Genomic DNA, 20896 nt, shown 5'->3' on the forward strand with positions numbered 1-20896 from the left:
TGTTGGCGATTTCATCTTCCGCGTTCACTTTTCGCTGGTCTTTTCTTCGGCTTGCTCTAGTTCGCCCCGGATTGCGCCGGTTCTCGGGGAGACCGTTGCGGCCATCAGGGCGAAAGCCCGGCGGACTTGATGGCCGCAACGGATTGCCAATTCTCCCCGGCGCTCTTTTGGCGCACCGGATTTTCCTCCCGATGATTTTGTTTGGCGAAGGCTTCCGTCTCCACTATCTGTGATCTGCAAGAAGCAGTGAGGGTGGAATGGCCGACGTCACCAAGGAACAAGTTCTCGAAACGCTGAAGACAGTGCGTGGACCGGATCTCGAGCACGATATCGTCGAGCTCGGCATGGTTTCCGACGTCTTCATCTCCGACGGCAAGGTTTATTTCTCCATCACCGTCCCGGCCGATCGCGCCAAGGAGCTGGAGCCGATGCGGCTCGCCGCCGAGCGCGTCATCAAGGAAATGCCAGGCGTCAAGGGTGCCCTCGTCACACTGACGGCGGACAAGAAGGCCGCCGCCGCCGCTCCGGCTGCCCGCCCTGCGGCGAACCCGCCTCACGGTCATGCCGGGCACGATCATGGGAGCCATGCTCACGCTCCTCAACAACCGCCGCGCGCCGGCAAGATCGGTGTGCCCGGCATCGGCGCGATCATCGCCGTCGCCTCGGGCAAGGGTGGGGTTGGCAAGTCGACCACCGCCGTCAATCTCGCACTCGGCCTGCTCGCCAACGGCCTTCGTGTCGGCATTCTCGATGCCGATATCTATGGTCCCTCAATGCCGCGGCTGCTGAAGATATCCGGCCGCCCGACGCAGATCGACGGCCGCATCATCAATCCGATGGAGAATTATGGCCTCAAGGTCATGTCGATGGGTTTCCTTGTCGACGAGGAGACGGCGATGATCTGGCGCGGGCCGATGGTCCAGTCGGCGCTGCTGCAGATGCTGCGCGAAGTCGCCTGGGGCGAACTGGATGTCCTCGTCGTCGACATGCCGCCCGGCACCGGCGACGTCCAATTGACCATGGCCCAGCAAGTGCCGCTTGCCGGCGCCGTCATCGTCTCGACGCCGCAGGATCTCGCGCTGATCGATGCCCGCAAGGGCCTCAACATGTTCCGCAAGGTTGAGGTGCCGGTGCTCGGCATCGTCGAGAATATGAGCTATTTCATCGCCCCGGATACCGGCACCCGCTACGACATCTTCGGCCATGGCGGCGCCCGCAAGGAGGCCGAGCGCATTGGCGTGCCCTTCCTCGGCGAAGTGCCGCTGACGATGAACATCCGCGAAACCTCCGACGCCGGCACGCCGCTTGTCGCCTCCGAGCCGAACGGCGTCGTCGCCGGCATCTATCGCGGCATCGCCGCCAAGGTCTGGGAGCAGGTCGCCGGCCAGCCCCAGCGTCCGGCACCGACGATCGTCTTCGAATAATGCATGCCGCCCGGAAGTGTGCAGCGGTTCCGGGATAAAGGCACGCATCACAACAAATGCATGTCGCCCGGAAGTGCAGCGGTTCCGGGATAACGGCATGCATAAAACAAAATGCATGTCACCGGGACGTGTGCAGCGGCTAAAGCGCGGCGCTTTAGCGGCCCGAATCGCCGCAGCGGATACCCCAAATTGTGGGGGAAACGTGGTGAAAAGCCGCGCTTCACGGAAGATGTCTTGATTATTTCACGGCTTTGCTTCATATGCCGCGGCGCCATGATGGCATTTTGCTGCAGATGCTCAATGACGGTCGTCTTCGTATCGAAGATGCCGGCCCGCCTGCAAGTTCGGAGTTGTCTTGTCGATCGAAGGATTGGGAACTGCGATGCGGTTGAGCACAACGCGCATGCCGGCCTTTAAGGTTGGATGCAGCCGGAGAGACGACCGGTGATTACCGCCTACTGTTCCAATTGCAAGTCGGTCGAGATCGGCGATCTGTCGCATGCTGCGTCCTTTCCCGAGGATGTCGTCTGGATCGACATGATCGAGCCGACCCGCGATGAGGAACTCTATGTTGAGAAGGTTCTTGGCATCGAGGTCCCGACCCGCGACGATCTCAAGGATATCGAGCCTTCCGCCCGTCTCTATGTCGAAAACGACGCCGTCTTCATGACCGCCTCGCTGCTCTGGAAGGCTGACACCGACGTACCGACGCTGACCGATGTTGCCTTCATCCTGGCTGGAAACCGCCTGGTCACCATTCGCTACGCCCATCCCAAATCCTTTGCGCTGTTCATCGCCGCCCTCCACCGGCTGCCGGAAAACTGGCGCAGCGGCGCTGCCCTTCTTGCCAAGCTCTTGGAGACGATCGTCGACCGCACCGCCGAGATCCTCGAGATCGCCGTCTCGCGCCTCGACATCCTGTCGATGCATGTCTTCGGCGAGCGGGCAAGGAAGGTGCGTAAGCCCTCGAACTATCTCGAGGAGAAGCTGCGCGATATTGCCGGCCATCACCGGATGATCAGCAAGGTGCGCGACAGTCTCGGTTCGCTTGCCCGCCTGCTGACGTTCTTTCACACGATTCCGGCGATCCAGCAGGACCGCGAGGCGAAGGAGCTTTGCCGCACCGTCTCGCGCGATATCCAGTCGCTGTCGGAGCATGCTTCCTTCGTCGCCGCCAACATCACCTTCCTGCTCGATGCTTCGCTCGGGCTGATCAACATCGAGCAGAACTCGATCATCAAGATTTTCTCGATTGCCTCGGTGGTGTTCTTGCCGCCGACATTGGTCGCCTCCGTCTATGGTATGAATTTTCAGGTCATGCCGGAGCTGACCTGGGCCGCGGGTTATCCCTATTCGCTGGCCTTGATGGTGATATCCGCCGTCATCCCCTTTTTCTTTTTCCGCTGGAAAGGCTGGCTCTAAGGAGCCTGTTGCAACTTCATGTCCGAAGAGAGCCATCCGAACGAACGCCATATGACGCCGCGAAAGCTGTTCTATCTCGCGCTGGGTTCAGTCGGTGTCGTCTACGGCGATATCGGTACCAGCCCGCTCTATGCCTTTCGCGAAGCGCTGAAGCCGGTGGCCCATGACGGCGTTACCCGTTTTGAAGTCATCAGCCTGATCTCGCTGATGATCTGGGCGCTGACGATCATCGTCACCATCAAATATGTGCTCTTCCTGCTACGCGCCGACAACGACGGCGAGGGCGGCACGCTGTCGCTGCTGGCCCTTCTGATGAAGACCGCCAACGGCCATACCGCCATCCTGATGCTGCTTGGCCTGATGGGCGCTGCCCTCTTCTTGGGCGACGCGATGATCACCCCGGCTCTGTCCGTGCTGTCGGCCGTCGAGGGCCTGAAACTCGTCACACCCAGACTCGCGGACTATATCGTGCCGATCTCGGTGGTGATCCTGGCGCTGCTCTTCGTCGTGCAATCGCGCGGCACTGGCGCCGTCGCGAGGTTCTTCGGCCCGATCACCGCTGTCTGGTTCCTCGTCATGGCCGCCGCCGGCATTTCCCATATCTCTGACGATTACGGCATTCTGGCCGCCTTCAATCCCTATTATGCCGTCAGCTTCCTGCTGCATGAGGGCTTCTACGGCGTCGTCGTGCTCGGCGCCGTCTTCCTGACGGTGACGGGTGCGGAGGCGCTCTATGCCGATCTCGGCCATTTCGGCCGTCGTCCCATCCAGTGGGCCTGGTTCATGCTGGTTTTCCCGGCGCTGACGCTGAATTATCTCGGGCAGGGGGCCCTCGTTCTCGGCAATCCGGCGACGATGTCCGATCCCTTCTATCTGATGTTTCCGAAATGGGCGTTGCTGCCGGTCGTCATCCTGGCGACCGCCGCGACGATCATCGCCAGCCAGGCGGTCATCACCGGCGCCTTCTCGATGGTGCGCCAGGGCATCAACCTCGGCTTCCTGCCGCGCATGGAAATCCTCTTCACCTCGGAAACCAATACCGGGCAGATCTTCGTGCCTTCGGTCAACGCCGTGCTGTTCATTGGCGTCATCTTCCTGGTCTTGAGTTTCAAGACTTCGGATGCGCTGGCGACCGCCTATGGCATCTCCGTCACCGGCGCCATGGTCGTCACTTCGATCATGGCCTTCGAATTCGTCCGCGCCCGCTGGAACTGGTCGCTTCCCGTCGCGGTGATCGCGCTCGCGCCGCTGGTGGTGCTGGAAATGATCTTCCTCGGTGCCAATCTTTTGAAGATCCACGACGGCGGCTATATCCCGATCATGATCGCCACCGCCTTTACCGTCGTCATGTGGACTTGGCGTCGCGGCACGGCGATCCTGATGGAGAAGACCCGTCATACCGATATTCCGCTCGCCTCCTTCGTCAGCTCGATCGAGCGCAAGAGCGAACATTCGCCGGCCCAGGTTCCGGGCACCGCGATCTTCCTGACCAGCGATCCGGAATCGGCCCCCGCCGCCTTGCTGCATAATCTCAAGCACAACCATGTGCTTCACGACCGCAACGTCATCCTGACGATCCGCACGATCAACAAACCGCGTGTACCGAGCCAAGACCGTTACAAGATAGAGCAGATTTCCGAGCGTTTCTCCCGCGTCGAACTGCTCTTCGGCTTCATGGAATCGCAGAACGTCTCGCAGGCTTTGGCGACGCTACGCAAGACCGGATTGAAGTTCGACATCATGTCGACCTCCTTCTATCTCGGCCGCCGCAAACTGGTGCCGGACGCCAAGTCGGGCATGCCTTACTGGCAGGACCGGCTTTACATCGCGCTCGCCAACGCCGCCGCCAACCCTTCGGACTACTTCCGCCTGCCGGCGAACCGGGTGGTGGAACTGGGCTCGCACGTTATTATTTGAGGGTGGGCAAAGACCCCGCCCCAAATCCCTCCCCACAAGGGGGAGGGGTTTAACCTGTTGGGCCGTCTGCCAACTTTTCGACATTTCAGATAAGCGAGGCGGTGCCGCAATAAGTCCCTCCCGCTTGTGGGGAGGGGCCTTTCGCGAGGCTACGACACATCTCATCCCTCGAACTATCCATCACATTAGAACATCCAAAAATTCTCATGGACACATTTCGGCACGGCCTGTTAACCGGACATCAAGGTTAATGCGGGATTTTCAATGGAATGTTCCAGCGTTCCATGCCCGGAGTCCGTGTTGCGTCGAAAGAGCCCTTCCCGTAGCAAGCTGCGTCTTTTTCCCGAGAATTGGGTGTCCCCCGTAATCTTCGGTCTTGCCGGCTGGCTGATTTTCCCGAGCGTCGCATCCCATGCCGATCTCGCCGCCATGCTCGCCGGCCTCGATCATGAGGGTGGGAACTGGCGTATGGTACTGACCAATTCTCCGGCCGGCTCCATCCACCAGGCCGAACTCGCCTTTGCCGAGCCGATGGTGACGGGTTCGATCGCAGCCGATGCCGGCATGGTGCTGCCCGACGGCCGCAAGGTCGCCTTCAATGCCAAGGACAAGGGCACTGCCAAGGATAGGGGCCATGAGGACACCCCGGACGAGGATCGCGTCAATCGCAGCGCCAAGAAGGGCCGCGTCGTCGCAGTCGAGAAGATGCAGCCGCCGAAGGATTTTTCCGCCGGCTCGATCCTCGAGCGCACCAAGATGCTCTTCACCCCGAGCTTCGATCTCAAGGACCGGTCGGCCTTCGTCAAGCCGAAGATCCAGGGCAAGGAAATCGAGATCGCCACATCTTTCTATAAGAAGCAGCCCGTTGTGACCGATAATGGCGTGCCGGCAATGCTTGCAAGCCTCGTCACCAACAACAAGGCCGATGTGCTGGCCACCGCCTATGCACCGGCAGCACCTGACTATGCCCGCCAATCGCCCTTCGATTCGATCCTGGCCGAGCCGGACAGCGGCCGCTTCGTTCCGGAGATCGGCCCGCGCGACCATGCCTGGGCCGCAAGCGTGCTGGCGCCCAGCGTCTTTTCCGCTCGCGAACAGCAGTGCCTTGCCTCCGGTATCTATTTCGAGGCGCGGGGGGAATCGGTGAAGGGCCAGGCGGCCGTCGCCCAGGTCATCCTCAACCGCGTCCGCAACCCTTCCTATCCGAAGACCATCTGCGGCGTCGTCTACCAGAACGAGGATTGGCGCAACCGCTGCCAGTTTTCCTTCGCCTGCGACAGCATCAAGGACAGGGTGAATTCGGAATATCACTGGCGAGTCGCCCGCGACGTGGCGATGGCGGTGACATCAGGCAAGATCTGGCTGCTGCAGGTGGGTTCGGCGACGCATTATCATGCCGTCTATGTCAGACCGAAATGGGCAAAGACCATGGAAAAGGTCGGCCGCATCGGTCTTCACGTCTTCTATCGCACCTATGGTGGCGGCTGGAGCTGAGATAAATCGCCAGGGCAAGCCGATTTTCGGCCCGGAAAAGCGGATTCTTTCCGTCGAATTTGCGCGATCGACCCAGAGTCGATTTATCTCTTTGATTTGATGGAATTATTTTCTCGCTGGACAGAAGCTGTCTACGCCTTGACTATGCTAATCCCTAAAACTATGTTGCGCGCGACTTCAGAACGGGCCGGAAGGGTCTCAACCTTCGCGTCCGGGGTCCGAATGACCGGGGTAGCGGGAGTGCGGGCGACGGGCAGGCGAGGAGAGATCCATGGCGGACGACCGCGAGGAAAGTCTAGAAAAGCGCCGTGCGCAATTGGGAGCGAAACTCGCGACCAAGGGCGTCGAGACGGGAGAAGACGAGGCTAGGGAAGCCCGCGCCGAGGTAAGCCGCAAAGGTTATGCCCAGGCGATGAAGCTTTCCAGCGAGTTCATTTCCGCAATCGTCGTCGGTGCTCTGCTTGGCTATCTCCTCGACCGTTTTGTTGGCACGGCGCCTTGGGGTTTGATTGTTCTTCTGCTTCTTGGATTTTGTGCCGGCGTTCTGAACGTGCTGCGTTCTGCGGGGGTGGTTGCCCATCCCCTGGACGACAAGGACGACAAGAAATAAGGACCGGTTCCGGTCCAGTGCAATGACCCCGCGTCCTGCGGGCCAAAGAGAGAGAACAAGCGGTGTCTAACGATCCGACTCATCAGTTCCTGATCCAGAAGATTGTGCCGATCGAAATCGGCGGAATTGATTTTTCGTTTACCAATGCATCGCTCTTCATGGCCGTTTCGGCTGCCGCTGCCGCAGGCTTCCTCTATTTCGCGACCTCGAACCGGGCCATCGTGCCGGGCCGTTCGCAGTCGGTTGCGGAAATGTCCTATGAATTCATCGCCAACATGCTGAAGGAAGGCGCGGGCAAGCAGGGAATGAAGTTCTTCCCGCTGGTCTTCTCGCTCTTCATGTTCGTCCTGACGGCGAACCTGCTCGGCATGTTCCCGTATTTCTTCACTGTCACCAGCCAGATCATCGTCACCTTCGCTCTGGCGATTCTGGTTATCGGTACGGTTCTCGTCTACGGTTTCTATAAGCACGGCTTCCACTTCCTGAATGTCTTCGTGCCCTCCGGCGTGCCGGGCCTTCTGCTGCCGCTGGTCGTCACGATCGAAATCATCTCCTTCCTGTCGCGTCCGATTTCACTCTCGGTTCGTCTTTTCGCCAACATGCTCGCCGGTCACATCACGCTCAAAGTGTTCGCAGGTTTCGTCGCCTCGCTCGGAACCATGGGTGCTCTCGGTATCGGTGGCGCCGTTCTTCCCCTCATCATGACCGTCGCCCTGACCGGTCTCGAGTTCCTCGTCGCCTTCCTCCAGGCTTACGTCTTTGCGGTGCTGACTTGCATGTACCTCAACGACGCAATCCATCCGGGCGGGCACTAAGGATAACGACATCGACGTCAAAGGGCGTCAGTCATTCGCCGCAACAACCATTTCAAAGGAGTTCAACATGGAAGCGGAAGCAGCAAAGTACATCGGTGCAGGCCTGGCTTGCTTTGGTATGGCCGGTACGGCTCTCGGCCTCGGCAATATTTTCGGCAGCTACCTCTCCGGCGCACTGCGCAATCCGTCTGCCGCTGACAGCCAGTTCGGCCGTCTGGTATTCGGCTTCGCCGTTACGGAAGCTCTGGGCATCTTCTCGCTGCTCGTCGCTCTCCTCCTCCTCTTCGCCGTCTGATATCGGCGAATAGATGGATCACGGCCTGCGACCGCAAGCCGTGATCCTTTGCATTTGCAGTCCACCTGGAGGTGAGCATGTTTTTTGTGACCCCGGCTTACGCTGAGGAAGCACCGGCGGCAGCGACGGGTACGGATGCGCACGCCGCTCCGGCCGCAGGCGAGGTCCATACCGAGACTGGTGTCGCCGAAGGCGAACACGCCCGCGGCCCTTTCCCGCCTTTCGATTCGACGACCTTCGCGTCCCAGCTGCTCTGGCTGGTGATCACGTTCGGCGTCTTCTATTTGCTCATGCAAAAGGTCATCGCGCCGCGCATCGGGACCATCCTCGATCAGCGTCACACGCGCATTTCCCAGGATCTGGAAGAAGCAGGCCGCCTGAAGGCCGAAGCCGACGCCGCCGTCCGGACCTATGAAGGTGAACTGGCCGCTGCCCGCGCTAAATCCAACGCGATCGGCTCCGCCGCACGCGACGCCGCCAAGGCCAAGGCCGAAGAGGAACGCCGCGCTGTCGAGGCGAGCCTTTCGGAAAAGATCAAGGCTGCCGAGCTGCGTATCGGCGAGATCAAGGCCAAGGCTTTCGCCGACGTCGGCACCATTGCCGAGGAAACGGCGGCTGCCGTGGTCGATCAGCTGATCGGCGGCACCGTCGCCAAGGCCGATGTCGCCGCCGCCGTCGCGGCTGCCAAGAAGGAGGCTTGATCGATGGAATTTGCCTTTGACGCGACTTTCTTCGCCTTTGTCGGCCTCGTCCTCTTCCTGGCGCTGGTCGTTTATCTGAAGGTTCCGGGAATGATGGCACGGTCGCTCGATGACCGCGCCGATCAGATCCGCAACGAATTGGCCGAAGCCAAGCGTCTGCGCGAAGAGGCCCAGCACCTGCTCGCCGAATACCAGCGCAAGCGCAAGGAAGCGGAAGCCGAAGCGGCCCACATCGTTGCCGCCGCTGAGCGCGAAGCCGAAATGCTGACCGCCGAAGCGAAGAAGAAGACGGAAGAATTCGTCGCCAACCGCACGGCGCTGTCCGAGCAGAAGATCAAGCAGGCCGAGGTCGAGGCGATGAAGGCGGTGCGTTCCGCTGCTGTCGATCTCGCAATCGCGGCAGCTGAAACCGTGCTTGCCAAGCGGGCCGACACCAAAATCCAGTCCGAACTCTTCGGCAATGCCGTCGGCCAGGTCAAGACCCGGCTGAACTGAGCGGTTTTGAAAAGATTTGAGAGGAGGCCGGGCATGTCCCGGCCTTTTCTCTTGTCGATTACTCGGTCTCGTGCCGGGTATCTGCCGCAGATAAACCGACTGCAGACGTTCTGGCAAACCCGCTGCGGTCCGCTGCTCTCACCCGGCGCCAGCCCCTTGCATGTTCAATTTGCACTGATTGTTGGATGATTGGTGCGCACTCCGGCGGATGGCCATCCGCCGGAGTGCGGACGGCCGGGACCGCAGGCCCCTTGGCTTGAACCGGGGATGAGATTGGTCCGGCCGTCCTCGCGTTTGTCCTGAACAGATGATGGGGAGCAAGTCCCGCATGCAAGGCAAGGTTTCGTTCCAAGAAGACGCGATGCCGGTAGTTTATGCCGGTGTGGACGTGAGTAAAGAGTGGCTCGATATTCATCTGCATCCGCTGGGCGAAAGCCGGCGGTTTAGCAATGACAAGACCGGCATCCGCCAGCTGAAACGGCTGCTGGCCAGGCATCGGCCCAAAAGCATCGTGATGGAGGCAACCGGCAAGTTCCATCGCCCCGCCCATCGCTCGCTTTGGCTCGATGGCTTTGCCGTCGCCGTGGTCGATCCGCTGCGCGCCCGCATGTTTGCCCGTGCCTGCGGCTATCTCGCCAAGACCGACCGTCTCGATGCCCGTTTCCTGGCGCTCCTGGCCGAGAGCCTGCGCCCGCCGGCCGACACGCCGCCAAGTCCTCACGTTGAGGCCTTGCAGGAGCTGGTCAATGCACGATCGGCAGCCAAATGCGACATCACCGCCCTGCAGAACCGCAGCAAGACTGCCACCACCGCCCTTCTGCGCGGCGAACTCAACCGCCTCGTGCGTCGGCTGGAACAGCATGTCGAACGTCTCGACAAAGAGATCGAGCGACGTGTCGGCGAGGATCCGCAGCTCTACCGCAAGGCCGAGATCCTCACCTCCATTCCCGGCATCGGCCGCGTCACGGCCCTGGCATTGATGGCCGGCATGGACGAGTTGGGCAGTTGTTCGGGCAAGCAGGCCGCCATGCTGGCAGGGCTTGCCCCAATCGCTAACGACAGCGGTGCCCGAACCGGACGTCGTTCCATCCGCGCCGGCAGGCCCGCACCCCGGCGCGCGCTCTACATGGCCGCCTTGTCTGCCTGTCGCTACAATCCCACCCTTGCTCGTTTCGCAGACACACTCAAAGCCGCAGGAAAACCAGCGAAGGTCATCTTGGTCGCCGTCATGCGTAAATTGCTCGTTCTGGCAAACTGCCTTCTATCTCAGGATCGCCTCTGGACCCCAAATCCCCCTTGACAACCAACACAGATTCTCATCCGGCTGCCGCCACCTTCTCCCCGCAGGCGGGGAGAAGGGATATGCCGCGGCCTTCTCCGTCCCCCGCCTATCTCTCGCAGGGCACGTCCCCTCGCCCCGTTTACGGGGAAAGGGTTAGGGTGAGGGGCAGCCTTCGGCGTGAACCGGACAGCATTGGGACAAGCTCGGGCATATCCCGGTCTTTGAATAACCTACTCGGAAAGCAGCTCGTCCGTCTCAGGAGCGCCCTCGGTCTTACGCAATGGCCTGAAGCTCATCCGGTGCAGCGAGCAGGGGCCGTGTCTCTCGATGCCGGCGCGGTGTTGCGCCGTGCCGTAGCCCACATGCGCGGCAAAGCCGTAATCCGGAAACACGCTGTGGGCCCGCGCCATCATTCGGTCACGCGTCACCTTGGCGACGATCGAGGCGGCGGCGATCGAGACCGAGCGGGCATCGCCCTTGACCACCGCCTGTCCGGGGCAATCGAGGCCGGGCGGCACGTCGAGCCCGTCGGTCAGCACGTAACTTGCCGGAATGGCGAGGCTGCAGATGGCCCGGCGCATGGCGTCGAGGCTTGCCTTGCGGATATCCGTCTCGTCGATGCGCGTCGAGCTGGAGGAGGCGATGGAGACGGTCGCAGTCGCCAGAATCTGCACGAACAGTTCCTCGCGCCGTTGCGCCGAAAGCTGCTTGGAATCGTTCAGACCCTCAGGGATGCGCCTCGGATCGAGAATAACGGCGGCCGCCACGACGGGTCCCGCCAGCGGCCCGCGGCCTGCCTCGTCGGCGCCGGCGACCGGCCAGTGGCCAGCCTTGCGGGCTTTGAGTTCCAGTCGGAAATCCGGCACGAGCGGAGCCGTGTCGAAAAGCAGGGGAGAATCGGGTGACGTGCGAGGTTTCATGCGGCTGAACCTCGCACGCCAACCCGATTGCCCGCAAGTCCCCGGATCAGGGCGGCGGCCGGGGACGCTCCGGCGGATGGTGGCGGTCAGGGCCATCCGCGGGAATTGCGCTCGGGCTCGAAAACAGGCGGTTTCTCGAGAGCCGATGCGCAAGCTCAAAAATCAAAGAAGCGACAGCTGCACGCCGCTGCCATCGGGCGGCACGAACAGATCGTCGCGCAGCGGCATGCTGCGGCGCGTCAGCTCGAAACGTCGGGCGGCCATTTCAAAGCGCCGGGCAATCTGCCAGGCATAGGGGCCGGCGCCCTTCATGCGCTTGCCGAATTCGGCATCGTAATCCTTACCGCCGCGCATCGAGCGCACCAGCGACATCACATGCCGGTAACGATCGGGGTAATGCTGCAGCAGCCAGTCGCGAAACAGCGGGCTGACCTCGAGTGGTAGCCTGAGGATGACGTAGCTCGCCTCGGCGGCTCCGGCAGCCTTGGCCGATTCGAGGATGCGCTCCAGTTCGTGGTCGTTCAACGCCGGGATGAGCGGGGCGGCCAGCACAGCCGTCTGGATGCTTGCTTCGGCAAGCGTGTGGATCGTCGCCAGCCGCCGCGGCGGCGTGGCGGCTCGCGGCTCCATCGTCCGGGCAAGCTTGCGATCCAGCGTGGTCACCGAGATGCCGACGCGCACCAGGTTCTTAGCTGCCATCTCCTGCAGAATGTCGAGATCACGCAGGATCATCGCCGACTTGGTGACGATCGATACCGGATGGTTCGCCTTGTTCAACACCTCGAGAATGCCACGCATGATGCGCCATTCCTTCTCGATCGGCTGATAGGGATCGGTATTGGTGCCGATCGCGATCACCCGCACCTTGTAGCCGGGCTTGGCGAGTTCCCGCTCCAGGAGTTTTGCCGCATCGGGCTTGGCAAACAGCTTCGTCTCGAAATCGAGCCCTGCAGAAAGCCCCATATAGGCGTGTGTCGGTCGGGCGAAACAATAGATGCAGCCGTGCTCGCAGCCGCGATAGGGATTGATCGAGCGGTCGAAGGGAATGTCCGGCGATTCGTTGCGGGTGATGGCCGTGCGCGGCTTCTCGACCTGCACTTCGGTCTTGAATGGCGGCAGCTCTTCCCACGTCTGCCAGCCATCGTCGACGGTTTCGCGTTGCTGCGCCTCGAACCGACCTGTCGGGTTCAGTCCCGCTCCACGTCCACGCCGCCGATCGACCTCGACTCTCAGACCGGAGGAAACGATCATCGCATCGGCAATATCTGCCGTATTGGCAGGCGCGAATGCGGCCTGCCCTGCCAGGGACTGCTCTCTCATCGGATTCTCCCGCGGCGAAAAGCCATCGCCTTCGCCCGTTTTGCTGATTAAATTCCTATCCGCAAAACGAGAACAATGCAAGAACAAAATGAGGAAAACGGTGCTGGCAAAAATTTGTGCGGCGCATTATAAATAGTCAATGTTGACGGTTGTTCTCGAATGTCAGGATCAGGAATCTGAGCTGGCACAGACTTTATCGGTATTGGTGGCAGGCGCGGTGGAGGGGCTGGTGAGCGATGTGGTCGTGCTCGATCACGGCTCGCGCGACGGCACCTCGCGGGTGGCCGACGCCGCCGGCTGCCGCTTCCATTCGCAGTGGGATATCAAGGACATCGTCCGCTCGGCGCGCGGCGAATGGCTGCTCTTCGTCGAGCCGGGCGCCAGACCCCAGGCCGGCTGGATCGATGAGATCGCCGAATATGTCGCGCTGAACAAATTGCCGGCGCGCTTCACCGCATCGCGTGCCTATAGGCGCCCTTTCTTCCAGCGTGTCGGCCGGGCCGTGCCGCCGCTGGAACTCGGCTTTCTCCTGCCGAAGAAGCAGGCGCTCGCCATCGCCAAAAGCGGGATGCGGTTGACTGAATTCGTCAAGGGCCAGAAGCCGCGCAAGCTCGCGAGCGAACTGATTCCGTCCTGGGTTGCCCGCGCTGCGCGATAGGTGCCGCAACCCTCTCCATGAGCAAAAGATGGCGCCCAATAGGATTTCGCGCTATAATTCAAACATGGCGCCGTCGAAGCGCCTCGCTTCGCAACGGAATGGCCATGGAATGCCGGTGAACGGCAGAACAGGTCAGCGAAAATCTCCTCTTCTGCCGGGTTCCCGGCGAAAGGAGGTGCGTCATGGCACGCGGTAGGATCTACGGCGTACGCAGTATGATCTACGGCCTCGTAGCCGTCATATTGCCGACATTGGTGATCGCGCATCCGCATTCGGCTGCATCGCAGATGATGCGCAGTTGCGCAGGCCGACCCGAAATCGTCAATTTCCTGGACAAGAACTTCGCCGAAAAGCTCACGGCAGTCGGACTAATCAACGAGAACGCCATTCTTGAGGTCTATGCCGCCGAAAGCGGCACCTGGACCCTCATCGTCACGGATGTTCACGGCATAAGCTGTGTTCTGCTGTCGGGTGACAGCTGGGACACGATGCCCGTCCTGCCAGGCCTGGCCACATAGTGCCCCTGTGCGCCAGGGGCAACCATGCCTTACTTCGTCGCGCCGCGTTTCAGGTGCTCGTCCAGCCGCGGCATGATCTCGACGAAATTGCACGGCGCGCTGCGATAGTCGAGCTGTCCTTTCAGAATGCCGTCCCAGGCATCCCGGCAGGCGCCGGGCGAACCCGGCAGCACGAAGATGAAGGTGGCGTTGGCAACACCTGCCGTGGCGCGCGACTGGATCGTCGCCGTGCCGATCTTCTCGTAGGAGATCCGGTGGAAGATGGCGGAAAAGCCGTCCATGCGCTTTTCGAACAAAGGCTCCAGCGCCTCTGGCGTCACGTCACGGCCGGTAAAGCCGGTGCCGCCTGTGGTGATGACGACGTCTATGTCTTGGTTCTCAGTCCAGGCCTTCACCCGCGCGGCAATCTTTTCGCGATCATCGGGCACGATGCCCCGGTCGACCAGCCTGTGCCCCGCCTCCCTGATCCGCGCCGCCAGCGTGTCGCCTGATTTGTCCGTCTCCGGCGTGCGGGTATCCGAGATCGTCAAAACCGCAATGCCGACCGCGATGAAGGGTCGCTTTTGGTCCAGACCTGCCATCACGCGCCTCCCGAAACCGTTTCTGTCGCCTGGAAATACCAGTCAGGGCGCTTGTCGTGAAGAGCTGCCGCCGCACCTTCGGCAGCAGTCATGCTCGCAAAGATGCCGAAACAGGTGGCGCCGGAACCGGACATGCGGGTCAACAGGGCGCCGCGAGCCTGCAGCATCGCCGAGATCGCCGCAATCTCGGGCACGAGTCCGCGCGCCGGCGGCTCCAGGTCGTTGCGGGCAGCAGCAATCGCCGCGAGCCAGTCGGCAGCCTGAGACCCGCTCAAAGCCAGGCTCAGGGCCGGATTGTTCTTTGTCGCCAGCCGGCGGAAAACCTCAGGTGTCGCGACGCCCTTCAGCGGATTGGCAAGCACCATGGCAAAGGCCGGCAGATCAGGCACCGGTTCGATCTTTTCGCCGATGCCGCGGGCAATCAGCGGCCGGCTCTCCAGGCACATCGGCACGTCGGCGCCGAGCTTCAGAGCCAATGCTGCGAGCGTCTCCGCAGATAACGTCGTGCCCCAGAGCCGCATCAGCCCGCGCAGCGTCGCGGCCGCATCGGCCGAGCCGCCGCCGATGCCGGAGGCGATCGGCAGGTTCTTTTCCAAATGGATGCGGACGGGAAAGGCGAGGGGACCGACCACCTCACGCAGAAGGTCGCGGGCCTTCAGCACCAGGTTGGTGCCGCCGTCGCCGGCAAGCGTTTCGCCAAAACGGCCGGACAGGGTCAATGCGTCGGTCGGCGACCGCATGAAGTCCAGCCGATCGCCGTGATCTGCGAAGGTCACCAGCATATCGAGCAGATGATAGCCATCCGGCCGTTGGCCCGTCACATGCAGGGCGAGGTTGATTTTCGCGCGTGCTTCCTCGGAAAAGCTAGAGCATGATGCCGAAAAGTGTGAGCGGTTTTCGGACGACATCATGCTCTATTTCTTTGATCTCACGCCGGCCACGCCCTCATCAGGCATGGTCCGTCAGGATTTCTTGTCGACCGGCGGCGGGGTGACGGGCGCCGGATCCGGCTGCTTCTTGTCGGCCGCCTTGGCATCGTCACTGGCGGGAGGCAGGCCGTTGGCGACCTTGTCCTTGATCTTCGGGATCTCGGCAGCTTCGGGCTCGGAGGCGAGCGCCCGGTTCCACTGGTAGACGGCCTCGAGCTTGCGCCCGACGCGCCAATAGGCATCGCCGAGATGGTCGTTGATCGTCGCGTCGCCGGCCTTGATCTGTGCGGCCCGCTCCAGCTCGTCGACGGCATCGTCGAAGCGGTTGAGGCGGAAATAGGCCCAGCCGAGCGAATCGATGATGTAGCCGTCGTCAGGGCGAAGGTCGACGGCCTTCTTGATCATGCCGAGACCTTCATCGAGGTTCCGGTTCATGTCGATCCAGGAATAGCCGAGATAATTCAGCACCTGCGGCTGGTCGGGATTGAGCTCCAGCGCCTTGCGGAAGTTCGGTTCCGCCTGGTCCCACTTCTTCAGCCGCTCATAGGCGATGCCGCGCTGGAAGAAGACGCTCCAGTTGGCGCGGCCGGGAATGGGGCCGATCGTTTCGACGGCCTTGTCGTAATTCGTGGCCATCGCCTGGTAGTCCTTGGCGTCGGAGAGCACGCTGCCATAAGCGAGGTAACTGCGGATGTCCTTCGGGTCGGAGGTGATCAGCGCCTGCAGGTGCTTGCGCGCCTCATCCACCTTGCCGCCCTGGGCAAGCGCAAGGCCGAGCTGCAGCTCGGAGATGCGCCGCATCGGCGAATTCTCCGGCACCTTCTTGTAGAGCGCGATGGCGCGGTCCATCTGGTTCTGCTTCTCGGCAATGCCGCCAAGCAGCACCAGCGTATCGGCGCTGTTCGGATCGAGCGCATTGGCCGTCTGCAGATACAGCGAGACGATGTCTTCGGCGCCGTCGCGGTTCAGCGCGCCGCCGACCGAAAAGAGCACGCCGGCAGCACCCTCTTCGGCCGTCTTGACCTGCTGGTCCTGCTTCTCGTTCTTCTCGATACTGTCGCGCAGCGCGTTCAGCGGCGCATAATTCGGCAGCAGGTTGTCGCCGACGGAAACGGCGTCGAGCGCCTTCTGCTTATTGCCTTGTGTTGCTTCGAGGCGGGCAAGCGCCATCACGGCGCGCATGAAGGTGTCGGGCGCCGTCGCGCCGCCTTCCTTGTCGAGCACGGCATCGTTCAGATGCTGGCGGGCGGATTTCACGTCGCCGGTGACGATGGCGATCGCGCCGGCATTGTAATTCTGGAAGATGCGGAACCAATCCGGGCCCTTCATCTTCTCGACCATGGTGAGCGCTTCCTTACCGCGGCCGGCGCCGACGCGGGCCCAGGCGAGCAGCAGGTCGTTCATCATCCGGTCGAGATCGTTTGGCCCCTTATATTTCAGGATGGCCTCGGCGGACTTATAGTCGTCGCGGCGCACGGCATCCATGCCGCGCACGATCGTGGTGATGCGCTCGACGGAAGGATCGCCCTTCAGGTCGTTGGCATATTTGACGCCGTCCTTGATATCGCCATTTAGCAGCAGCGAGATCATCAGCCGCTGGCGAATCTCGGGATTGCCGGGCTCGATCTGCAGCGCCTTCTTGTAGAGTTCGATCGCGGTTTCGTAGTCATGATCGACATCGGCCGTGCGCGCGGCGAGGAAGGCGCCGGAGAAAGTGGTGACGCTGTCCGCATCAAAGTGAACGGCCGTGCCGGCATCGTCTGTCTTGGCCGCATCCTCGGCGTTCGCGCCGCCGACACCGCTGAGCGAAAGGACAGCGGCAAGCGCTGCGCTCGTAAGAAGACGGATGGCAAGTCTCTGCCGCATTTAGGAAACCTTTCTTCGACAGCGTCCCGGACAATGTGCCGGTCGCAAAACAAGTTGCGATCACTGATTCATAACAGGATGGCTTTTTTGAAGCGGCGCCGCAAGAAAATCAGCCTGCGATCAAGGACGTTTGATCAATTGACGCGCTCGATGCAGAAGTCGATCACTTCCATCAGGGCGGATTTCCAGACCGTATCGGGAAGGGGCGCAAGCGCATCCCGTGCGATCGTGCCGTAATGGATCGCGCGGCCGATCGTGTCGCTCAGCGTGCCATATTTGGTGATCAGCCCCAGCGCTTTTTCGAGGTTTGCGTCGGTGCTGTTGCCGGCTTCGATCGCATCGCGCCAGAAGGCGCGCTCGTCCTCGGTGCCGCGGCGATAGGCGAGAATGACCGGCAGGGTGATCTTGCCCTCGCGGAAATCGTCGCCGACATTCTTGCCGAGATCGGCCGCCTTGCCGCCATAGTCGAGCGCGTCGTCGACCAGCTGGAAGGCGAGCCCGAGATTCATGCCGTAGGATTTCAGCGCATTGCGGCCGGACCGGCCGGCCTCGGCGACGATTGGCCCGACTTCGGCGGCGGCGGCAAAGAGAGCCGCCGTCTTGGCGCGGATGACGGAGAGATAATCGTCCTCCGTCGTCTCCATGTTCTTGGCGACGGAAAGCTGCAGCACCTCGCCTTCGGCGATCACACAGGCGGCGGAAGACAGCACATCGAGTGCATCGAGCGAGCCGACATCGACCATCATCCGGAAGGCCTGGCCGAGCAGGAAGTCGCCGACCAGCACGCTTGCCTGGTTGCCCCAGATCATCCGCGCCGTCGATTTGCCGCGGCGCAGATCGCTTTCGTCGACGACATCGTCGTGCAGCAGCGTTGCCGTGTGCATGAACTCGACCGATGTGGCGAGCTTGACGTGGTTTTCGCCCCTGTAGTCGAACAGCGAGGCGGAAGCCAGCGTCAGCATCGGCCGTAGCCGCTTGCCGCCGGACGAGATCAGATGGTTCGCCACTTCGGGGATCATCTGCACGTCGGAGCCGGCCTTAGACAGAATGAGCTGGTTTACTCGCTCCATATCCGCCCTGGTGAGATCGACCAGCGGCTTTATGGATGCCAGTTTGTTTTTGCTTTCTTCAAGCGGTATGACCACGCCCAACGACCCGGACTCCTATTCATTCATTGCACCTGACAATAGAAAGGGGCGATGGACGCGGCAAGGGGTGAATTGTCGCGCCGAGCGAAATTGGAAGGAAAACGACGGCAAATGCATGAGCTTATCCGCGCCAACGACCCCGTTCTGCTCTCCTTTGCCGAGAGTTTGATGAAGGATGCCGGAATTCACTGCTTCATCGCCGATCAGGGCATGAGCGTGCTGGAAGGCTCGCTCGGCATGCTGTCGCGCCGCCTGCTGGTGGATGAGGAGATGGCCGATCAGGCGCGCCGCATCCTCACCGATGCCGGTCTCGGCGGCGAGCTGCGCGAGCGGAAGTGAGCTCCGATGACCGCCACTGACACTGTCGATGCCTTTCATCGCGGCGGCTTCCATGTGGTGCAGCCGAAGGGCAGGGGTCATCGCTCCGGCATGGATGCGATGCTGCTTGCGGCGCTCGTCGCCGACGATCGTCCGGTCAGGGTCGCCGATCTCGGCGCCGGCGCCGGCGCTGCCGGCCTTGCCGTCGCCTCGCGGCTTGCCAATACGCAAGTCGTGCTTTTCGAGCGCTCGGCCGAGATGGCCGATCATGCCCGCCGCAGCATCCTGCTGCCCGAGAATGCCCATCTCGCCGGCCGCGTCAGCGTCGTCGAGGCCGATGTGACGCTGACCGCCAAGGCGCGCAACGATGCCGGGCTCACCGATGAGAGCTTCCACCACGTCATCATGAACCCGCCCTTCAACGACGCCGGCGACCGGCGCACACCGGACGCGCTGAAGGCCGAAGCCCATGCGATGACCGACGGCCTGTTCGAAAGCTGGATCCGCACCGCCGGCGCCATCATAATCCCAGGCGGGCAATTGTCGCTGATCGCCAGGCCACAGTCGATCGCCGAGATTATCAGTGCCTGCGGCCGGCGCTTCGGCGGCATCGAGATCACCGCCATCCATCCGCGTCAGGGTGAAAACGCCGTGCGGATACTGGTGACTGGTATCAAGGGATCGCGGGCGCGGCTGTCACTGCGTGCGGCCCTCATCATGCACGAAGAGGGGAGCCACAAGTTCTCCCCTCTCGTTGATGATTTCAATAATGGCCGGGCGGCCTATGCCAGGCTTTAGACTGGCGCCACACTTTTCCTGAAAAATGCTTCAGCCGGTGACGAAGTCGAAGAGCAGCTTGACGTTCAGCCCGGCGATGACGATCGCGATCAGATACGCAACCCCACTCAGCCAGCGCGGTGCCACGAGTTCACCCATCTTGGCTTTGTTGGCGGTGAACATCACCAGCGGGAAGACGGCGAAGGAAAGCTGCAGGCTGAGCACCACCTGGGTCAGGATCAAAAGCTCTGCCGTGCCCTGGTCGCCATACCAGATGGTGACGATCGCTGCCGGCACGATGGCGATGGCCCGGGTAATCAGGCGGCGCACCCACGGCTTCAGCCGAATCTTGAGGAAGCCTTCCATGACGATCTGGCCGGCAAGCGTCGCCGTCACCGTCGAGTTGAGACCGCAGCAGAGAAGCGCGATGCCGAACAGCGTCGGCGCGATGGCGAGGCCGAGCAGCGGCGACAGCAGCGAATAGGCATCGCCGAGTTCGACGACGTCAGTCTTGCCGTGCGCATTGAAGGCGGCGGCAGCCAGGATCAGGATCGAGGCGTTGATCAGCAGCGCGAAACAGAGCGCGACGGTCGAGTCGATCGTCGCAAAGGTGAGCGCCTCCCTCTTTTCGGGAACCGTATGGCCATAGGCCCGCGTCTGCACGATACCGGAGTGGAGGTAGAGATTGTGCGGCATGACGGTCGCGCCGAGAATGCCGAGCGCCAGATAGAGCATCTCGGGATTGGTGACGATCTCCGTCGTCGGGAAGAAGCCGGTGAGGACCGCGCCCCATTGCGGGTCGGCCAGCAGTATCTGCACGCCGAAGCAGACGGCGATAACGCCGAGCAGCGCGATGATGAAGGCTTCCACCCAGCGGAAGCCGAGCTTCTGCAGGAAGAGGATCACGAAGACGTCGAGCGCGGTGATCAGCACGCCGAGTTCGAGCGGGATGCCCATCAACAGGTTGAGGCCGATCGCCGTGCCGATCACCTCGGCGATATCGGTGGCGATGATGGCGATTTCCGCAAAGGCCCAGAGCGGCAGCGAGACATATTTCGGAAAGGCGTCGCGGCAGGCCTGGGCGAGGTCGCGGCCGGAGGCGATCGCCAGGCGCGCGCAGAGCGATTGCAGCACGATCGCCATCAGGTTGGAAAGCAGAGCGACGGTGAGCAGCGCATAGCCGAATTTCGAGCCGCCGGCGAGCGAGGTCGCCCAGTTGCCGGGGTCCATATAGCCAACGGCGACCATGTAGCCCGGTCCGGCGAAGGCTGCCGCCCTTCGCCATCTCGAGCTGTGACGCCCAGTACCGACGGTGCGGTAAACATCCGACAGCGACGCTTCTCCGCGTTCGTGCCGCCAGCCGTTCTTTGCATTCGGATTGAGGGCGTCCATGCGATTTCCACCTG

21 protein-coding genes are annotated in these 20896 nt (G+C 61.9%); 14 read left to right on the top strand and 7 right to left on the bottom strand.

Annotated features, from left to right (window positions below):
* The first annotated feature begins 257 nt into the window (after nt 1-257).
* The 10 genes from AC245Y_RS02910 (at nt 258) to AC245Y_RS02955 (ending at nt 10473) form a co-directional block, all read left to right on the top strand.
* Nucleotides 258-1424 (top strand): Mrp/NBP35 family ATP-binding protein, encoded by a 1167-nt coding sequence (locus AC245Y_RS02910; RefSeq protein ID WP_012756235.1) that lies wholly within the window; start codon nt 258-260, stop codon nt 1422-1424.
* 444 nt (nt 1425-1868) lie between these two features.
* Nucleotides 1869-2846: a magnesium transporter CorA family protein gene (locus AC245Y_RS02915; RefSeq protein WP_012756236.1), complete on the top strand. Its 978-nt coding sequence runs from the start codon at nt 1869-1871 to the stop codon at nt 2844-2846.
* 18 nt (nt 2847-2864) lie between these two features.
* On the top strand, nt 2865-4763 hold the full coding sequence (locus tag AC245Y_RS02920; protein WP_017993097.1) for a potassium transporter Kup: 1899 nt from the start codon (nt 2865-2867) through the stop codon (nt 4761-4763).
* A 264-nt stretch (nt 4764-5027) separates the two neighbouring features.
* Complete coding sequence (locus AC245Y_RS02925) at nt 5028-6257, top strand: cell wall hydrolase (RefSeq protein ID WP_012756238.1); 1230 nt, start codon at nt 5028-5030, stop codon at nt 6255-6257.
* A gap of 271 nt (nt 6258-6528) precedes the next feature.
* Complete coding sequence (locus tag AC245Y_RS02930) at nt 6529-6867, top strand: AtpZ/AtpI family protein (protein WP_012756239.1); 339 nt, start codon at nt 6529-6531, stop codon at nt 6865-6867.
* A gap of 62 nt (nt 6868-6929) precedes the next feature.
* Nucleotides 6930-7682 carry a F0F1 ATP synthase subunit A gene (locus tag AC245Y_RS02935; protein ID WP_012756240.1) on the top strand — a complete coding sequence of 251 codons (753 nt, stop codon included), beginning with the start codon at nt 6930-6932 and terminating at the stop codon, nt 7680-7682.
* 67 nt (nt 7683-7749) lie between these two features.
* On the top strand, nt 7750-7977 hold the full coding sequence (locus AC245Y_RS02940) for a F0F1 ATP synthase subunit C (RefSeq protein WP_003545854.1): 228 nt from the start codon (nt 7750-7752) through the stop codon (nt 7975-7977).
* 77 nt (nt 7978-8054) lie between these two features.
* Nucleotides 8055-8678, top strand: a complete 624-nt coding sequence (locus AC245Y_RS02945; RefSeq protein WP_012756241.1) for a F0F1 ATP synthase subunit B — start codon at nt 8055-8057, stop codon at nt 8676-8678.
* Nucleotides 8679-8681: 3 nt separating this feature from the next.
* Nucleotides 8682-9173, top strand: coding sequence for a F0F1 ATP synthase subunit B (locus AC245Y_RS02950; protein ID WP_012756242.1), 492 nt, complete (start codon nt 8682-8684; stop codon nt 9171-9173).
* A 328-nt stretch (nt 9174-9501) separates the two neighbouring features.
* Nucleotides 9502-10473, top strand: a complete 972-nt coding sequence (locus tag AC245Y_RS02955) for an IS110 family RNA-guided transposase (RefSeq protein WP_017992870.1) — start codon at nt 9502-9504, stop codon at nt 10471-10473.
* Between the two features lie 212 nt (nt 10474-10685).
* Here AC245Y_RS02955 and rnhB read toward each other — a convergent pair whose 3' ends face one another.
* A complete protein-coding gene (gene rnhB / locus AC245Y_RS02960) occupies nt 10686-11375 on the bottom strand; it encodes a ribonuclease HII (protein ID WP_012756244.1) in 690 nt (229 codons plus the stop codon).
* Between the two features lie 162 nt (nt 11376-11537).
* Nucleotides 11538-12695, bottom strand: a complete 1158-nt coding sequence (locus AC245Y_RS02965) for a PA0069 family radical SAM protein (RefSeq protein ID WP_017993098.1) — start codon at nt 12693-12695, stop codon at nt 11538-11540.
* A gap of 139 nt (nt 12696-12834) precedes the next feature.
* On the opposite strand from AC245Y_RS02965, the gene AC245Y_RS02970 reads away from it, so the two are divergent.
* Together AC245Y_RS02970 and AC245Y_RS02975 are read left to right on the top strand one after the other, a co-directional pair.
* Nucleotides 12835-13353, top strand: coding sequence for a glycosyltransferase family 2 protein (locus AC245Y_RS02970; protein ID WP_017993099.1), 519 nt, complete (start codon nt 12835-12837; stop codon nt 13351-13353).
* Nucleotides 13354-13535: 182 nt separating this feature from the next.
* Entirely contained in the window at nt 13536-13871 is a 336-nt protein-coding gene (locus tag AC245Y_RS02975) for a hypothetical protein (protein ID WP_017993100.1), read from the top strand.
* Nucleotides 13872-13900: 29 nt separating this feature from the next.
* Here the strand turns inward: AC245Y_RS02975 and moaB are convergent, their stop codons facing one another.
* The 4 genes from moaB to AC245Y_RS02995 form a co-directional block, all read right to left on the bottom strand.
* A complete protein-coding gene (gene moaB, locus AC245Y_RS02980; RefSeq protein WP_017993101.1) occupies nt 13901-14452 on the bottom strand; it encodes a molybdenum cofactor biosynthesis protein B in 552 nt (183 codons plus the stop codon).
* Nucleotides 14452-15363 (bottom strand): 4-(cytidine 5'-diphospho)-2-C-methyl-D-erythritol kinase, encoded by a 912-nt coding sequence (locus tag AC245Y_RS02985; RefSeq protein WP_012756249.1) that lies wholly within the window; start codon nt 15361-15363, stop codon nt 14452-14454. Before AC245Y_RS02985 ends, moaB begins: the two co-directional genes overlap by 1 nt.
* A 51-nt stretch (nt 15364-15414) precedes the next feature.
* On the bottom strand, nt 15415-17247 hold the full coding sequence (locus AC245Y_RS02990) for a tetratricopeptide repeat protein (RefSeq protein ID WP_012756250.1): 1833 nt from the start codon (nt 17245-17247) through the stop codon (nt 15415-15417).
* A gap of 134 nt (nt 17248-17381) precedes the next feature.
* Nucleotides 17382-18398, bottom strand: coding sequence for a polyprenyl synthetase family protein (locus AC245Y_RS02995; RefSeq protein WP_003556922.1), 1017 nt, complete (start codon nt 18396-18398; stop codon nt 17382-17384).
* Between the two features lie 108 nt (nt 18399-18506).
* On the opposite strand from AC245Y_RS02995, the gene AC245Y_RS03000 reads away from it, so the two are divergent.
* Both AC245Y_RS03000 and AC245Y_RS03005 read left to right on the top strand, forming a co-directional pair.
* A complete protein-coding gene (locus AC245Y_RS03000; protein WP_003556924.1) occupies nt 18507-18734 on the top strand; it encodes a putative signal transducing protein in 228 nt (75 codons plus the stop codon).
* A 6-nt stretch (nt 18735-18740) separates the two neighbouring features.
* On the top strand, nt 18741-19511 hold the full coding sequence (locus AC245Y_RS03005; RefSeq protein ID WP_017993103.1) for a tRNA1(Val) (adenine(37)-N6)-methyltransferase: 771 nt from the start codon (nt 18741-18743) through the stop codon (nt 19509-19511).
* 30 nt (nt 19512-19541) lie between these two features.
* Here AC245Y_RS03005 and AC245Y_RS03010 read toward each other — a convergent pair whose 3' ends face one another.
* On the bottom strand, nt 19542-20882 hold the full coding sequence (locus tag AC245Y_RS03010; protein ID WP_012756252.1) for an Nramp family divalent metal transporter: 1341 nt from the start codon (nt 20880-20882) through the stop codon (nt 19542-19544).
* Between the last annotated feature and the right edge of the window lie 14 nt (nt 20883-20896).

This window comes from Rhizobium sp. SRDI943, assembly GCF_057653695.1.

Bases quoted from the DNA above. Each gene is read 5' to 3' on its own strand.
- AC245Y_RS02990 (WP_012756250.1), bottom strand. From the start codon at position 17,247: ATGCGGCAGAGACTTGCCATCCGTCTTCTTACGAGCGCAGCGCTTGCC.
- AC245Y_RS02970 (WP_017993099.1), top strand. From the start codon at position 12,835: ATGTTGACGGTTGTTCTCGAATGTCAGGATCAGGAATCTGAGCTGGCA.
- AC245Y_RS02945 (WP_012756241.1), top strand. From the start codon at position 8,055: ATGTTTTTTGTGACCCCGGCTTACGCTGAGGAAGCACCGGCGGCAGCG.
- AC245Y_RS02955 (WP_017992870.1), top strand. From the start codon at position 9,502: ATGCAAGGCAAGGTTTCGTTCCAAGAAGACGCGATGCCGGTAGTTTAT.
- AC245Y_RS02965 (WP_017993098.1), bottom strand. From the start codon at position 12,695: ATGAGAGAGCAGTCCCTGGCAGGGCAGGCCGCATTCGCGCCTGCCAAT.
- AC245Y_RS02975 (WP_017993100.1), top strand. From the start codon at position 13,536: ATGGCACGCGGTAGGATCTACGGCGTACGCAGTATGATCTACGGCCTC.
- AC245Y_RS02950 (WP_012756242.1), top strand. From the start codon at position 8,682: ATGGAATTTGCCTTTGACGCGACTTTCTTCGCCTTTGTCGGCCTCGTC.
- AC245Y_RS02910 (WP_012756235.1), top strand. From the start codon at position 258: ATGGCCGACGTCACCAAGGAACAAGTTCTCGAAACGCTGAAGACAGTG.
- AC245Y_RS02920 (WP_017993097.1), top strand. From the start codon at position 2,865: ATGTCCGAAGAGAGCCATCCGAACGAACGCCATATGACGCCGCGAAAG.
- AC245Y_RS03005 (WP_017993103.1), top strand. From the start codon at position 18,741: ATGACCGCCACTGACACTGTCGATGCCTTTCATCGCGGCGGCTTCCAT.
- AC245Y_RS03010 (WP_012756252.1), bottom strand. From the start codon at position 20,882: ATGGACGCCCTCAATCCGAATGCAAAGAACGGCTGGCGGCACGAACGC.
- moaB (WP_017993101.1), bottom strand. From the start codon at position 14,452: ATGGCAGGTCTGGACCAAAAGCGACCCTTCATCGCGGTCGGCATTGCG.
- AC245Y_RS03000 (WP_003556924.1), top strand. From the start codon at position 18,507: ATGCATGAGCTTATCCGCGCCAACGACCCCGTTCTGCTCTCCTTTGCC.
- AC245Y_RS02985 (WP_012756249.1), bottom strand. From the start codon at position 15,363: ATGATGTCGTCCGAAAACCGCTCACACTTTTCGGCATCATGCTCTAGC.
- AC245Y_RS02930 (WP_012756239.1), top strand. From the start codon at position 6,529: ATGGCGGACGACCGCGAGGAAAGTCTAGAAAAGCGCCGTGCGCAATTG.
- AC245Y_RS02940 (WP_003545854.1), top strand. From the start codon at position 7,750: ATGGAAGCGGAAGCAGCAAAGTACATCGGTGCAGGCCTGGCTTGCTTT.
- rnhB (WP_012756244.1), bottom strand. From the start codon at position 11,375: ATGAAACCTCGCACGTCACCCGATTCTCCCCTGCTTTTCGACACGGCT.
- AC245Y_RS02925 (WP_012756238.1), top strand. From the start codon at position 5,028: ATGGAATGTTCCAGCGTTCCATGCCCGGAGTCCGTGTTGCGTCGAAAG.